This window comes from Nocardiopsis sp. iso_25 (assembly GCF_056173305.1).
Genome location: NZ_CM149667.1, coordinates 672,970 through 686,927, shown reverse-complemented (window position 1 = coordinate 686,927; position 13,958 = coordinate 672,970). Strand labels below are relative to the sequence as shown.

9 protein-coding genes and 1 tRNA gene are annotated in these 13,958 nt (G+C 68.5%); 1 reads left to right on the top strand and 9 read right to left on the bottom strand.

Annotation, left to right across the window (positions count from 1 at the left end; genetic code table 11):
- Window positions 1-64: 64 nt before the first annotated feature.
- The 4 genes from AC0VX6_RS03150 to rplJ form a co-directional block, all read right to left on the bottom strand.
- Window positions 65-3,943 (bottom strand): DNA-directed RNA polymerase subunit beta', encoded by a 3,879-nt coding sequence (locus tag AC0VX6_RS03150; protein WP_274976135.1) that lies wholly within the window; start codon window positions 3,941-3,943, stop codon window positions 65-67.
- Window positions 3,944-3,977: 34 nt separating this feature from the next.
- The gene (gene rpoB / locus AC0VX6_RS03145) at window positions 3,978-7,445 is read right to left on the bottom strand and encodes a DNA-directed RNA polymerase subunit beta (protein WP_212641600.1); all 3,468 of its coding nucleotides are present in this window, start codon (window positions 7,443-7,445) and stop codon (window positions 3,978-3,980) included.
- A gap of 891 nt (window positions 7,446-8,336) precedes the next feature.
- On the bottom strand, window positions 8,337-8,723 hold the full coding sequence (rplL, locus tag AC0VX6_RS03140) for a 50S ribosomal protein L7/L12 (protein WP_274976134.1): 387 nt from the start codon (window positions 8,721-8,723) through the stop codon (window positions 8,337-8,339).
- 97 nt (window positions 8,724-8,820) lie between these two features.
- The gene (rplJ, locus tag AC0VX6_RS03135; RefSeq protein WP_013156102.1) at window positions 8,821-9,348 is read right to left on the bottom strand and encodes a 50S ribosomal protein L10; all 528 of its coding nucleotides are present in this window, start codon (window positions 9,346-9,348) and stop codon (window positions 8,821-8,823) included.
- Window positions 9,349-9,813: 465 nt separating this feature from the next.
- Here rplJ and AC0VX6_RS03130 point away from each other — a divergent pair, with 465 nt between their 5' ends.
- Complete coding sequence (locus AC0VX6_RS03130; protein WP_274976133.1) at window positions 9,814-10,668, top strand: SCO4651 family lipoprotein; 855 nt, start codon at window positions 9,814-9,816, stop codon at window positions 10,666-10,668.
- Window positions 10,669-10,804: 136 nt separating this feature from the next.
- Here the strand turns inward: AC0VX6_RS03130 and rplA are convergent, their stop codons facing one another.
- The 5 genes from rplA to AC0VX6_RS03105 all read right to left on the bottom strand — a co-directional run bounded on the left by rplA (window position 10,805) and on the right by AC0VX6_RS03105 (window position 13,772).
- A complete protein-coding gene (gene rplA, locus AC0VX6_RS03125) occupies window positions 10,805-11,482 on the bottom strand; it encodes a 50S ribosomal protein L1 (protein WP_274976132.1) in 678 nt (225 codons plus the stop codon).
- Window positions 11,483-11,603: 121 nt separating this feature from the next.
- Window positions 11,604-12,032 (bottom strand): 50S ribosomal protein L11, encoded by a 429-nt coding sequence (gene rplK / locus AC0VX6_RS03120; protein ID WP_013156098.1) that lies wholly within the window; start codon window positions 12,030-12,032, stop codon window positions 11,604-11,606.
- 295 nt (window positions 12,033-12,327) lie between these two features.
- Window positions 12,328-13,173, bottom strand: coding sequence for a transcription termination/antitermination protein NusG (gene nusG, locus AC0VX6_RS03115; RefSeq protein ID WP_274976131.1), 846 nt, complete (start codon window positions 13,171-13,173; stop codon window positions 12,328-12,330).
- Between the two features lie 171 nt (window positions 13,174-13,344).
- Entirely contained in the window at window positions 13,345-13,599 is a 255-nt protein-coding gene (gene secE / locus AC0VX6_RS03110) for a preprotein translocase subunit SecE (RefSeq protein ID WP_013156096.1), read from the bottom strand.
- Between the two features lie 100 nt (window positions 13,600-13,699).
- Window positions 13,700-13,772: transfer RNA gene (locus tag AC0VX6_RS03105), tRNA-Trp, on the bottom strand.
- Window positions 13,773-13,958 lie beyond the last annotated feature (186 nt).

The window sequence follows — 13,958 nt, the reverse complement described above, 5'->3', positions numbered from 1 at the left end:
ACGGCGGCGGTACCACCCCCCGCGAGGAGTGGCATACCGCCGCCGTCAGTCAAGCAAACCGCTTCTACCGGTTGTACGGTCCGAAGTCGTACTCCTCCAGCGGAACGGCCTCGCCCGAACCCTGTCCGAAGGTGTACTCGCTCGGCTCCTCGTACCCGGAGACCGAGTACATCGAGGCCTTGGCCTCCTCGGTCGGCTCCACCCGGATGTTGCGGTACTGCGGAATGCCGGTACCGGCCGGGATGAGCTTACCGATGATGACGTTCTCCTTGAGGCCGAGGAGCGGGTCGCTCTTGCCGTGGATCGCGTTCTCGGTGAGCACCCGGGTGGTCTCCTGGAAGGAGGCCGCGGACAGCCAGGACTCCGTGGCCAGCGAGGCCTTGGTGATCCCCAGCAGCACCGGGCGCCCGGCCGCGGGCTGGCCGCCCTCGGACACGACGCGGCGGTTGATCCGCTCGAACTTCGGCCGCTCGACCATCTCACCGGGCAGCAGCTCGGTGTCGCCCGACTCCAGGATGTTCACCCGCTTGAGCATCTGGCGGACGATGATCTCGATGTGCTTGTCGTGGATGGACACACCCTGCGACTTGTACACCTCCTGGACCTCGGACACCAGGTGCTGCTGCACCGCGCGCGGGCCCTGGATGCGCAGGACCTCGTGCGGGTTGATCGCACCCTGGATCAGCTGCTGGCCGACCTTGACGTGGTCGCCGTCGGTGACGAGCAGCTGGGCGCGCATCGGGACCGGGTAGGCGATCTCGTCCGTGCCGTCGTCGGGGATGACGACGATCTTGCGGCTCTTCTCGGTGTCGTCGATCCGGATCCGGCCCTCCATCTCGGAGATCGGGGCCACACCCTTGGGGATGCGGGCCTCGAAGAGCTCCTGGACACGGGGCAGACCGTGGGTGATGTCCTGACCGGCCGAACCGCCCATGTGGAAGGTACGCATGGTCAGCTGGGTGCCGGGCTCACCGATGGACTGGGCCGCGATGATGCCGATCGCCTCACCGACGTCCACCGGCTTGCCGGTCGCCATGGAGCGGCCGTAGCAGGTGGTGCAGACGCCGATCTTGGCCTCGCAGACCAGCGACGAGCGCACGCGGACGCGGGTGATCCCGGCCTCGATGAGCTTGTCGATGTTCTGCTCGGAGGTGTCGCTCAGGGCGGGGAGGACGACGTTGCCCTCCGCGTCCACCGCCTCCTCGGCGATGGTCCGGCCGAAACCGGTGTTCTCGACGTTGTGCTTGCGCACGACGACGCCGGCGGCGTTCTTCTCGCCGATCTCGTGCCAGAGCGAGCGCTCCGTGCCGCAGTCGATCTCGCGGACGATGACGTCCTGCGCGACGTCCACCAGACGACGGGTCAGGTAACCCGAGTCGGCGGTACGCAGGGCGGTGTCGGCCAGACCCTTGCGCTGGCCGTGCGTGGAGATGAAGTACTCCAGCACGGACAGGCCCTCGCGGTAGGAGGACTTGATCGGACGCGGGATCGTCTCACCCTTGGTGTTGGAGACCAGGCCGCGGATACCCGCGATCTGGCGCACCTGCATCGGGTTGCCTCGGGCGCCGGACTGGACCATCATCCACACCGGGTTGTCGGCGGGGAAGTTGCTCTCCATGTCCTGGGCGACCTCGGTGGTGGCCTGCGTCCACACCTCGGTGAGCTCCTGACGGCGCTCGTCGTCGGTGATGAGACCGCGGTCGTACTCGCGCTGGATCTTGTCCGCCTTGCGCTCGTACCCCTCCAGGATCTCGGTCTTGCGCGGCGGCGCGACGACGTCCTCGATGCCGATGGTCAGACCGGACCGGGTGGCCCAGTGGTAACCGGCGTCCTTGAGGGCGTCCAGCGTCGTGGCGACCTGGACCTTGGGGTAGTTCTCGGCGAGGTCGTTGACCAGCGTCGAGACCTGCTTCTTGCCCACCTGGAAGTTGACGTACGGGTAGTCGACCGGGGTGGTCTCGTTGAACAGGTACCGCCCCAGGGTCGTCTCCAGGGTGTACGGCTCCCCCGGCGTCCAGCCCTCCGGCGGCGTCCAGTCCTTGGGACCGGGGGCGCCGTCGGCGATCCGGAGCTTGATCCTGGCCTGGAGGTCGAGGTCCCCCAGGTCGTAGGCCATGATGCCCTCGGCCGGGGAGAGGAACGAGCGCCCCTCGCCCTTGGCTCCGGCCTTCTCCGTCGTCAGGTAGAACAGGCCGATGATCATGTCCTGGGTGGGCATGGTCACGGGCTTGCCGTCGGACGGCTTGAGGATGTTGTTGGTGGCCAGCATCAGCAGCCGCGCCTCGGCCTGGGCCTCGGCGGACAGCGGCAGGTGGACGGCCATCTGGTCGCCGTCGAAGTCGGCGTTGAACGCCGTGCACACGAGCGGGTGGATCTGGATGGCCTTGCCCTCGACCAGCTGCGGCTCGAATGCCTGGATGCCCAGGCGGTGCAGCGTCGGGGCGCGGTTGAGCAGAACCGGGTGCTCGGTGATGACCTCTTCGAGGACGTCCCACACGACCGGGCGGGACCGCTCGACCATGCGCTTGGCGCTCTTGATGTTCTGCGCGTGGTTCAGGTCCACCAGGCGCTTCATCACGAAGGGCTTGAACAGCTCCAGCGCCATCTGCTTGGGCAGGCCGCACTGGTGCAGCTTGAGCTGCGGGCCGACGACGATGACCGAACGGCCGGAGTAGTCGACTCGCTTGCCCAGCAGGTTCTGGCGGAAGCGGCCCTGCTTGCCCTTGAGCATGTCGGACAGCGACTTGAGCGGACGGTTGCCCGGCCCGGTGACCGGGCGGCCACGGCGGCCGTTGTCGAACAGCGCGTCGACGGCCTCCTGGAGCATCCGCTTCTCGTTGTTGACGATGATCTCGGGCGCGCCGAGGTCGAGCAGCCGCTTGAGGCGGTTGTTGCGGTTGATGACACGGCGGTACAGGTCGTTGAGGTCGGAGGTCGCGAAGCGGCCACCGTCCAGCTGCACCATCGGACGCAGGTCCGGCGGGATGACCGGGATGCAGTCCAGCACCATGCCCATGGGGCTGTTGGTGGTGTTGAGGAACGCCGAGACGACCTTGAGCCGCTTCAGGGCGCGGGCCTTCTTCTGGCCCTTACCGGTGCGGATGATCTCCCGGAGCCTCTCGGCCTCCACGTCCAGCTCGAAGTTGGCCAGCCGGTCCTGGATGGCCTGGGCGCCCATGCCGCCGCGGAAGTACTTGCCGAAGCGGTCCCGCATCTCGCGGTAGAGCATCTCGTCGCCCTCGAGGTCCTGGACCTTGAGGTTCTTGAACCGGTTCCAGACCTCGTCGAGGCGGTCGATCTCGCGCTGGGCGCGGTCGCGCAGCTGGCGCATCTCGCGCTCGGCGCCCTCGCGCACCTTGCGGCGGGCGTCGCCCTTGGCCCCCTGCTCCTCCAGCTCGGCGAGGTCGGCCTCCAGCTTGCGGTGGCGGTCCTCGACGGTGGAGTCGCGGCGCTGCTCCAGGTGCTGCTTCTCGACCGAGATCCGCGCCTCCAGGGACTGGAGGTCACGCTCACGGGCCTCGGTGTCCACCCACGTGACCATGTAGGCGGCGAAGTAGATGATCTTCTCGAGATCCTTCGGCGCCAGGTCCAGCAGGTAGCCCAGGCGGGAGGGCACGCCCTTGAAGTACCAGATGTGCGTGACGGGAGCGGCCAGCTCGATGTGGCCCATCCGCTCACGGCGCACCTTGGCGCGGGTCACCTCGACGCCGCAGCGCTCACAGATGATGCCCTTGAAGCGGACGCGCTTGTACTTGCCGCAGTAGCACTCCCAGTCGCGGGTCGGACCGAAGATCTTCTCGCAGAAGAGTCCGTCCTTCTCGGGCTTGAGGGTGCGGTAGTTGATGGTCTCGGGCTTCTTGACCTCGCCGTGCGACCACTGGCGGATGTCGTCGGCCGTGGCCAGGCCGATGCGCAGCTCGTCGAAGAAGTTGACGTCGAGCACTTAATTCGTCCCCTGCTCTCGAAGAATGCGGAAGTTAGACCTCTTCGACACTGCTCGGCTCCCGCCGACCCAGGTCGATTCCCAGTTCTTCCGCCGCGCGGAAGACGTCCTCGTCGCTGTCCCGCATCTCGATGGACATACCGTCACTGGACAGCACCTCCACGTTCAGACAGAGCGACTGCATCTCCTTGATGAGCACCTTGAAGGACTCAGGGATGCCCGGCTCGGGGATGTTCTCGCCCTTGACGATGGCCTCGTAGACCTTGACCCGGCCCACCACGTCGTCGGACTTGATGGTGAGCAGCTCCTGGAGGGCGTAGGCGGCGCCGTAGGCCTCCAGCGCCCACACCTCCATCTCACCGAAGCGCTGGCCGCCGAACTGCGCCTTACCGCCCAGCGGCTGCTGGGTGATCATGGAGTACGGGCCGGTGGAGCGCGCGTGGATCTTGTCGTCCACGAGGTGGTGGAGCTTGAGGATGTACTTGTAGCCGACGGAGATCGGCTCGGCGAAGGGCTCGCCGGTGCGGCCGTCGAACAGACGCGCCTTGCCGTCCTCGTTGATCAGGCGGTTGCCGTCCGCGTTGGGGCGCACCGACTTGATCAGGCCGCTGAGCTCGTCGCCGTGCAGGCCGTCGAAGACCGGCGTGGCCACGCGGGAGTCCGGCGGCACGTCGGTGGCGCCGATGGCCTCCAGCGACTTCTGCCACTCCTCCTCGACCCCCTCGACCAGCCAGCCGTTCTTGGCCAGCCAGCCCAGGTGGACCTCCAGGACCTGGCCGACGTTCATGCGGCCGGGCACGCCCAGCGGGTTGAGGATGATGTCGACCGGCGTCCCGTCCTCCAGGAAGGGCATGTCCTCCTGGGGCAGGATCTTGGAGATGACGCCCTTGTTGCCGTGGCGGCCCGCGAGCTTGTCACCGTCGGTGATCTTGCGCTTCTGGGCCACGTAGACGCGGACCATCTCGTTGACGCCGGGGGCGAGCTCGTCGCCCTCCTCGCGGCTGAACACGCGGACGCCGATGACCTTGCCGGTCTCGCCGTGCGGCACCTTCAGCGAGGTGTCGCGGACCTCGCGCGCCTTCTCGCCGAAGATCGCGCGCAGCAGGCGCTCCTCCGGGGTCAGCTCGGTCTCGCCCTTGGGCGTGACCTTGCCGACGAGGATGTCGCCGTCCACGACCTCGGCGCCGATGCGGATGATGCCCCGGTCGTCGAGGTCGGCCAGGACCTCCTCGCTGACGTTGGGGATCTCGCGGGTGATCTCCTCCGGGCCCAGCTTGGTGTCACGGGCGTCGACCTCGTGCTCCTCGATGTGGATCGAGGAGAGGACGTCGTCCTGCACCAGGCGCTGGGAGAGGATGATCGCGTCCTCGTAGTTGTGGCCCTCCCAGGACATGTACGCCACGAGCAGGTTCTTGCCCAGCGACATCTCACCCTGGTCGGTGGAGGGGCCGTCCGCGAGGACCTGGCGCTCCTCGACCCGCTGGCCCTCGGCCACGATCGGCCGCTGGTTGAAGCAGGTGCCCTGGTTGGAGCGCTGGAACTTGCCCATGCGGTACGTCTTGCGCGTGCCGTCGTCGGCCATGACGGTGACGTAGTCGGCGGTGACGTCCTCGACGACACCGGCCTTCTGCGCCAGGACGACCTCGCCGGCGTCGGTGGCGGCGCGGTACTCCATGCCGGTGCCGACGAACGGCGACTCGGCCATCAGCAGCGGCACGGCCTGGCGCTGCATGTTCGAGCCCATGAGGGCTCGGTTGGCGTCGTCGTGCTCCAGGAACGGGATCATGGCGGTGGCGACCGACACCATCTGGCGCGGCGACACGTCCATGTAGTCGACCTCGTCCGTGCTGACCTGCTCGAACTCACCGCCCTTGCGGCGCACGAGCACACCGGCCTCGGCGAAGGAGCCGTCGGGGTTCATCGGCGTGTTGGCCTGCGCGATGACGTGGAGGTCCTCCTCGTCCGCGGTCAGGTAGTCGACCTGGTCGGAGACCTTGCCGTCGATGATGCGGCGGTACGGGGTCTCCACGAAGCCGAAGGAGTTGACCCGGCCGTAGGCGGCGAGCGAGCCGATCAGACCGATGTTCGGTCCCTCGGGCGTCTCGATCGGGCACATGCGGCCGTAGTGCGAGGGGTGCACGTCGCGGACCTCGAAGCCCGCGCGCTCGCGGGACAGGCCGCCCGGGCCCAGCGCGGAGAGGCGGCGCTTGTGCGTCAGGCCCTCCAGCGGGTTGGTCTGGCCCATGAACTGCGACAGCTGCGAGGTGCCGAAGAACTCCTTGATGGAGGCCACGACCGGACGGATGTTGATCAGGGTCTGCGGCGTGATCGCCTCGACGTCCTGGGTGGTCATCCGCTCGCGGACGACGCGCTCCATGCGGGCCAGGCCCAGGCGGACCTGGTTCTGGATGAGCTCGCCGACGGTGCGCAGGCGGCGGTTGCCGAAGTGGTCGATGTCGTCGGTCTCGATCGGACGGGGACCGTTGACGGTCTCCTTCTCGACCTCACCCGCGTGCAGGCGGACGAGGTAGTCGATCGTGGCGACGATGTCCTCTTCGGTGAGGGTGCCCTGCCGGTAGTCGGTGTCCAGCCCGAGCTTCTTGTTGATCTTGTAACGGCCGACCTTGGCCAGGTCGTAGCGCTTGGGGTTGAAGTACAGGTTCTCCAGCAGCGCCTGGGCCGACTCCTTCGTGGGCGGCTCGCCGGGGCGCAGCTTGCGGTAGATGTCCAGCAGCGCGTCGTCGGTGCCCGCGGTGGGGTCCTTCTCCAGCGTGTTGCGGATGGACTCGTACTGGCCGAAGCGCTCCAGGATCTGGTCGGTGGTCCAGCCCAGCGCCTTGAGCAGGACGGTGACGCCCTGCTTGCGCTTGCGGTCGATGCGGACGCCGACGAAGTCGCGCTTGTCGACCTCGAACTCCAGCCAGGCGCCGCGGGACGGGATGACCTTGCAGCCGTAGAGGTCCTTGTCCGAGGTCTTGTCGACGGACTTGTCGAAGTACACGCCCGGGGAGCGCACCAGCTGGGACACGACGACGCGCTCGGTGCCGTTGATGATGAAGGTGCCGGTCTCGGTCATGAGCGGGAAGTCGCCCATGAACACCGTCTGGCTCTTGATCTCACCGGTGTCGTTGTTGATGAACTCCGCCGTGACGAACATCGGGGCGGAGTAGGTCATGTCCCTGTCCTTGCACTCATCCTCTGAGTACTTGGGCGGCTCGAACCGGTGGTCGCGGAACGACAGGGACATCGTGCCCGAGAAGTCCTCGATCGGGCTGATCTCCTCGAAGATCTCTTCGAGACCGGACTGCTCCGGAACGTCCTTGCGGCCAGCGTTTCGGGCCGTCTCAACCCGGGTCTTCCACCTGTCGTTGCCCAGCAGCCAGTCGAACGACTCGGTCTGAAGGGCGAGGAGGTTCGGGACCTCCAGTGGTTCCTGGATACGGGCGAAGGAAACGCGGTGCGGACCAAGGGCGTTAGCGGAGGCGTTGCGCGAGGCTGCCAACAGGGGTCCTTCCGAAGGCTTGTGGCGGTTGAAGCGCGCACGCCAGACGATCCGTCACGAGAAGGACCGCCGCAACGCGGTTGAGACGGTCACATCGAGCGGGAGCGGGCCACCGGAATGTCCGGAAAAATGGAGTGGCGGTAGCCTTCACCGGCACAGGGATCACCAAAGGGCAGCGCAAAAGAGCAGTGTAGCCGAACACCACACCGCTGTCCACTCACGGTCCACAGCGCCACTCACGACACCGGCAGGATCACCCCTGGAGGGCGATCCGTCAAGCCCGCTCCCGGCGGAGGGGCCCGGATTCCGGCTGCCCGGAACGGTCCGACGACCTCGTCGGTGGACTGGTGCGCCTGCCCTGGCCCGGGGGTCGGGAGCCAACGACATCCGAAGGATTCCCCCGCCTCAGGCGGGTAAACACGTCCTCCGGGCCTCAGCGGGTTTCCCGGGACGGGAGATTAGCGCGTCCGGGGGACAGTTCGCACACGCGCCCCCGGTTCCGGAACCTGCCGGATCCCCCTCAGCTTCGCACAGGGGACGGGACGAGCGGTGACGGACACGGCGGGGCGCGGGCAAAGGACTCCTGACCCGCCGCAGGTCAGCGCGCCGCCGGAGGCGCCGCCCGGGCCCGGGCGGCGGGGCGGAGGGCTCGACGGAGCGCGGGACACGGCGGACACCGGCCCGGGGCGCGGGAGGAGCGGGGGCCGCGGAGGCGGGGGCGCGGCGGTCGCGGGCCGGAGCGCGAAGGAGCGCGGGCCGGACGGGAGGCGCGCGGGAGGACCGCCCGGAGGCGGTGAGGGGTTCCAGGACGCACGAAGGCGGCCGCCCCTCCCCGGAAGGAGGGACGGCCGCCGGAAGCAGGCCAGCGGGCGCTCAGCGGCCCGCATGGGACTACTTGAGGGTGACGGAGGCGCCAGCGCCCTCGAGAGCGGCCTTGGCCTTCTCGGCCGTCTCCTTGTTGACGCCCTCCAGCAGCGGCTTGGGAGCGTTGTCGACCAGGTCCTTGGCCTCCTTGAGGCCCAGGCTCGTGAGGCCGCGGACCTCCTTGATGACCTGGATCTTCTTGTCGCCAGCGCCCTCGAGGATGACGTCGAACTCGGTCTGCTCCTCGGCCTCGGCGGCGCCGCCACCCTGGGCGGGGCCGGCGACGGCCACGGCGGCCGGAGCGGCGGCGGTGACGTCGAACTTGTCCTCGAAGAGCTTCACGAAGTCGGCCAGCTCGAGAAGGGTCATCTCCTCGAACGCGGCAAGCAGGTCCTCGTTGCTGAGCTTCGCCATGGTGCGATCTCTCTTTCTCTGCGGACACGCGGTCCTGTCGGGCCCGCGTGCGAGTCAGTGTCCGAGCGCCCTCGGCGCCCGGCGGGGTTCAAAAAGGTCAGGCGGCTTCCTGGGAGCGCTTGTCCGCCAGGGCCTGCGCGAGACGCACAGTCTTGGAGGGCAGCGCCTGGAAGACGGCGGCGGCCTGGCCCTGCTTGGCCTTGAGCGCACCCGCCAGCTTCGCGAGGATGACCTCGCGGGACTCCAGATCGGCCAGCTTGGTGATGTCGTCGGCGCTCATCGACTTGCCGTCGATGACACCGCCCTTGATCACCAGGGGCGAGTTCGCCTTCGCGAAGTCACGCAGACCCTTGGCGGCCTCGACCACGTCACCGTGGACGAAGGCGATGGCGGACGGGCCCTCGAGCAGGTCCTTGACCTGCTCGTCGACACCGGCCTCCGTGACCGCGATCTTGGTCAGCGTGTTCTTGACGATGCGAAAACGCGCGCTCTGGCCGAGGCTGCGACGCAGTTCAGTGATCTGCGCGACAGTGAGCCCCCGGTATTCGGTCAGCACGGCGCCGTTCGACTCACGGAACTCGCCCGTGAGTTCGGCGACCGCGGCTGCCTTGTCCGGCCTCGCCATGGGACTCCTTCCAACATTGAACGCTGGTTGACTCCAAGGGCCCGGGCGATCGGCGTCAGCACGAGAAAAAGCCCCGGGCGCGAGGCGCACGGGGCATGACCGCGTTCCGGCGGCCGCGCGGAGCACGGCGTGGAACGGGAAGCTCTTGTGACACCTGCGCGGGCGCCCATCGCGGATGGGCCCTTAGGTCACCCGTTCGGGTGACGACCAGCGGTCTTCGGCAAGAACCCATCGTACCGCACGCGCGGGAGCCCCCGTTCCGCACCGGGGGGCAGAAACCGTGATCGCGCTCACTCCCGCGCGGGCACGGAACCGCGGCGACGTGGCGGGCGTCGGATCGGTGGCCGCGCGGAGGAGCCGGCAGGGACCGGAATGTCCCTCCGACGTGGCAGCATGACGCTACCGGGCACCCCCGCTCCCAGTCGTGCCCGTGTCCCCCGCACAAAAGAAGAAGGCGAACACCCCGTGAAGACCCGTATGCCGGTCCTGATCTCCGCCGGCACCCTCGCCCTGTCCCTCACCGCCTGCGGCGGAGGCGCCGCGGAGGAGGAGCCCGCCGAGGCGGCGGCCGAGTCGCCCGAGGCGGGCGGTGGTGGCAGTGTCCTGGACCTGGTCGCCGGTCTCGGCGAGAGCACCCAGAGCGTCGACAACTACACCCTCACGATGGACATCCTCACCACCGAGTCGCCGCTGAGCGAGGGGGAGGTCGAGATGTCCATCGTCTACGAGGTGAGCGACGACCCCTCGGCCCTCCAGGTCACCGCGGTCATGCCGTTCCTCGGCGAGAGCACGCTGGCCCTGATGGAGATGACCGGCGCGGACGTGAGCGGCCTCACCGCCGAGGAGGCCGGCACCAGCGTCATGCTCTACCCGGAGGGCCAGGACCCCCTGATCTCCAACAGCCTGGGACAGTACGGGGACACTCCCTGGGTGACTGCCGGTGGTGAGGCGCTCGGGGACGTTTCCGCGGACGTCTTCGACGTGGAGGCCCTGCCCCAGGTCGCCAGCGCCATCGCCTCCCTGGAGAACGTCTCCGAGGCGGGTACCGAGGAGATCAACGGCGTGGAGACGACGGTCATCGAGGGCACGATGACCAGCGAGGAGTACGAGGCCCTGTCCGAGGAGCAGTCGGCCGCGCTCCTCCAGGTGCTCGGCTCCGACTTCAGCGGCACCCTCGACATCGGTGTCTGGATCGACGACGCCGGCTTCCCGCTGCGCATGGAGTTCGCGGACGAGGTGTCCGACGTGTCCATGGAGTTCTCCGCGCTCAACGAGACCGCCGTCGAGATCCCCGCCGAGGACGAGATCGGCACCATGTAGGTCCACGTGTCACGGCTCTCCGGGGCTTGTCCGTCCGCCGTGCGGCGGACGGACAAGCCCCGGAGAAGCGGAGCGGCCCCCGCCGTCCTCTCGGACTGCGGGGGCCGCTCTCGTCTGCGCTGGACAGCCGCGAAGGCTAGGCCTCGAGCGGGATGCTCGGGCCCATGGACGTGGAGACCACGGCCTTCTTGATGTAGCGGCCCTTGGCGGCGGACGGCTTGAGGCGGTTCACCTCGTCGATCGCTGCCTGGTAGTTCTCCAGGAGCTTCTGGTCGTCGAAGGAGGCCTTGCCGATGATGAAGTGCAGGTTCCCGTGGCGGTCCACGCGGAACTCGATCTTGCCGCCCTTGATGTCGGTGACGGCCTTGGCGACGTCGGGCGTGACGGTGCCGGTCTTCGGGTTCGGCATCAGGCCGCGCGGACCGAGCACGCGGCCGAGGCGGCCGACCTTGCCCATGAGGTCCGGGGTGGCCACGACGGCGTCGAAGTCGGTGAAGCCCTTCGAGACCTTCTCGATCATCTCGTCGTCGCCGATGATGTCGGCGCCAGCCGCGAGAGCCTGCTCGGCACGCTCACCGGTCGCGAAGACCAGGACCCGAGCGGTCTTGCCGGTGCCGTTCGGCAGGTTCACGGTGCCGCGGACCATCTGGTCGGCCTTGCGCGGGTCGACGCCCAGGCGCAGGGCGACCTCGACGGTCGCGTCGAACTTGACGGTGGAGGTCTCCTTGGCGAGCTTCACGGCCTCGGCGGGGCCGTAGAGCTTGTCACGGTCCACCTGCTGGCTGGCTTTGCGGTGGTTCTTGCTGCGCTTCACTCTGTTCTCCTGTGGAACGTGTGGTCACCGGGCCAGCGCCTGGCCCTGCCACGGTGGTTCTTGAACGTCGAGCGTCCCCGGTCGCTCCGGTCTCCGCGGACCGGCGCCACCGTGCGGGGGACTACTTGACCTCGATGCCCATCGAGCGGGCGGTACCGGCGACGATCTTGGCGGCGGCCTCGATGTCCTCGGTGTTGAGGTCGGGCAGCTTGGTCTGCGCGATCTCGCGGACCTGCTCGGCGGTGATGGAACCGGCGGTGCTGCGACCCGGGTCGGTGGCGGCCTTGTCCAGGCCGGCGGCCTTCAGGATCAGCTTCGGCGCCGGAGGCGTCTTGGTGACGAAGCTGAAGGAACGGTCCTCGTAGATGGAGATCTCGACGGGGATGACGTTGCCGCGCTGGGACTCCGTGGCAGCGTTGTACTGCTTGCAGAAGTCCATGATGTTGACGCCGTGCGGACCGAGCGCGGTACCGACGGGCGGCGCCGGGGTGGCCTGACCGGCGGGGAGCTGCACCTTGACCAGTGCGGCCAGTTTCTTCTTCGGAGGCATATCGGGTCCTTTGCCTGATCTGCGTTGTGTTCTGGTCCCGTTGCCTCCCTGACGGCTCCGCGCGGCCGCGGGGGCCGGGGAACCGCTGCCGAAGGAGGCGGGGGACCCCGCGCGCGACGGGCGCGGGGCGCCGGTCCGCCGGGACCGGGCGGACCGGGCGCGGGTCCCGCCGGGGCGGAACACGCGAGTGGGTCCGCCACGGGGCGGACCCACCAAGTCTATGCCGCTCTTCTGAGTGCCCTGACAGGCGCTTCGCGATCGCAGGGCCCCGGCCCGAGCGGCGGGAGCGGACGGGCTAGATCTTGGCGACCTGGTTGAACGACAGCTCGACCGGGGTCTCGCGGCCGAAGATCGACACCAGCACCTTGAGCTTCTGGGTGTCGGGGTTGATCTCGCTGACCGTCGCGGGCAGGGTCGCGAACGGGCCCTCCATGACGGTGACGGACTCGCCGACCTCGTAGGCCACGTCCATGCGGGCCTCTCCGACGCCGCCGCCCGCGCTCCGGGCCTGCTGCGCCTGCTCCGGCTCCACCTCCGGCTCGGGGGCGAGGAGCTTGGCCACCTCGGTCAGGCTCAGCGGCGCGGGCTTGTTGGAGAGGCCCACGAAGCCGGTGACGCCGGGGGTGTTGCGGATGGCCGACCAGGACTCGTCGGTCAGGTCCATGCGGACGAGCACGTAGCCGGGCAGGACCTTCTCGGTGACCTGCTGGCGCTTGCCGCTCTTGACCTCGGTGACCTCGTGCTCGGGCACCTCGACCTGGAAGATGTACTCCTCCATGTTGAGGGACTGGGTGCGGCTCTCGACGTTGGCCTTGACCCGCTTCTCGTAACCGGCGTAGGTGTGCACGACGTACCAGTCGCCGGGCAGCAGGACGAGCTCGTTCTTGAACTCCTCGACGGGGTCCAGGCGGGGGGCCTCCTCCTCGGCGGCCTCGCCCTGCTCCTCGTCCTCCTCCACGACGCCCTCGTGGTCGTCGGCGGCCTCGGACGCGTCGGCGTCACCGGTCAGCTCCGGGCTGTCGGTGTCGACCGCGTCGGTCGCGTCCTCCGGCAGCTCGCCCGCCAGGCCGGTCTCTTCCGCCGACGACTGAACCGGCTCCTCTTCGGGGAAGTCGTCAGAGGTCAGTGGGGACTCGGACACGGCTGCTCTTTCTCTCGTCGGATTCGCTCTCGGGGCGACGCACACGAGGCAGCGCTGTACGTCGAACCCGGTTCTGCCAGCTTACGGTCTCTCCGGGCGGACCGGGACCAACGCGCGGACGAGGAGGCCGCGTCCCGGCTTCTGCCGGAGGACGCGGCGCGGAAGGGGTGGTCAGACGCCCTGCGGGGTGCCGAACGTGCCGTACAGCCAGGTGACCGCCTCGCCGAAGCCCCAGTCCACGAGGGAGACGTATCCCAGGACGACCAGCACGAAGACGAGGACCACGATGGTGTAGGTCACCAGCTCGCGGCGCGTGGGCCAGCGGACCTTGCGCAGCTCTCCGGCGACCTGCTTGGTGAACGTCACCGGACCGGTACGACGCTTGGGCTCCTTGTCGGGCTTGGCGTCGGCGTCAGTCTGAGTCACCTGGGGTCCTTAGGGTCGCGGGCTGCTACTTGTCCCCGTAGTTCCGGATGCCCGCGCGGCGCGACGCCCGCAGGGGCGCCGCACCGCACGCGCGAAGGTGCAGGGCAGGAGGGACTCGAACCCCCAACCGCCGGTTTTGGAGACCGGTGCTCTGCCAATTGAGCCACTGCCCTTAGCGGAAACTGCGATCCCACCATAGCCGGTTCCGGTGCGCTACGCACACCGTGCGCCAGGTAACACCTGGGCCACGAACGGCCGACCGGAAAGAGTGTATGCGCTCGGGGCCCCGTGACCAAACCGTTCGTCCCGCCGAGGGGCGTGAACGGCCCCTTCGTCCGGTTGCGCCCTCCTTCCCGCCC

Excerpts from the sequence above, each read along its gene's own strand:
- rplJ (WP_013156102.1), bottom strand. The coding sequence starts at position 9,348 with ATGGCGAGGCCGGACAAGGCAGCCGCGGTCGCCGAACTCACGGGCGAG.
- rplL (WP_274976134.1), bottom strand. The coding sequence starts at position 8,723 with ATGGCGAAGCTCAGCAACGAGGACCTGCTTGCCGCGTTCGAGGAGATG.
- rplK (WP_013156098.1), bottom strand. The coding sequence starts at position 12,032 with ATGCCTCCGAAGAAGAAACTGGCCGCACTGGTCAAGGTGCAGCTCCCC.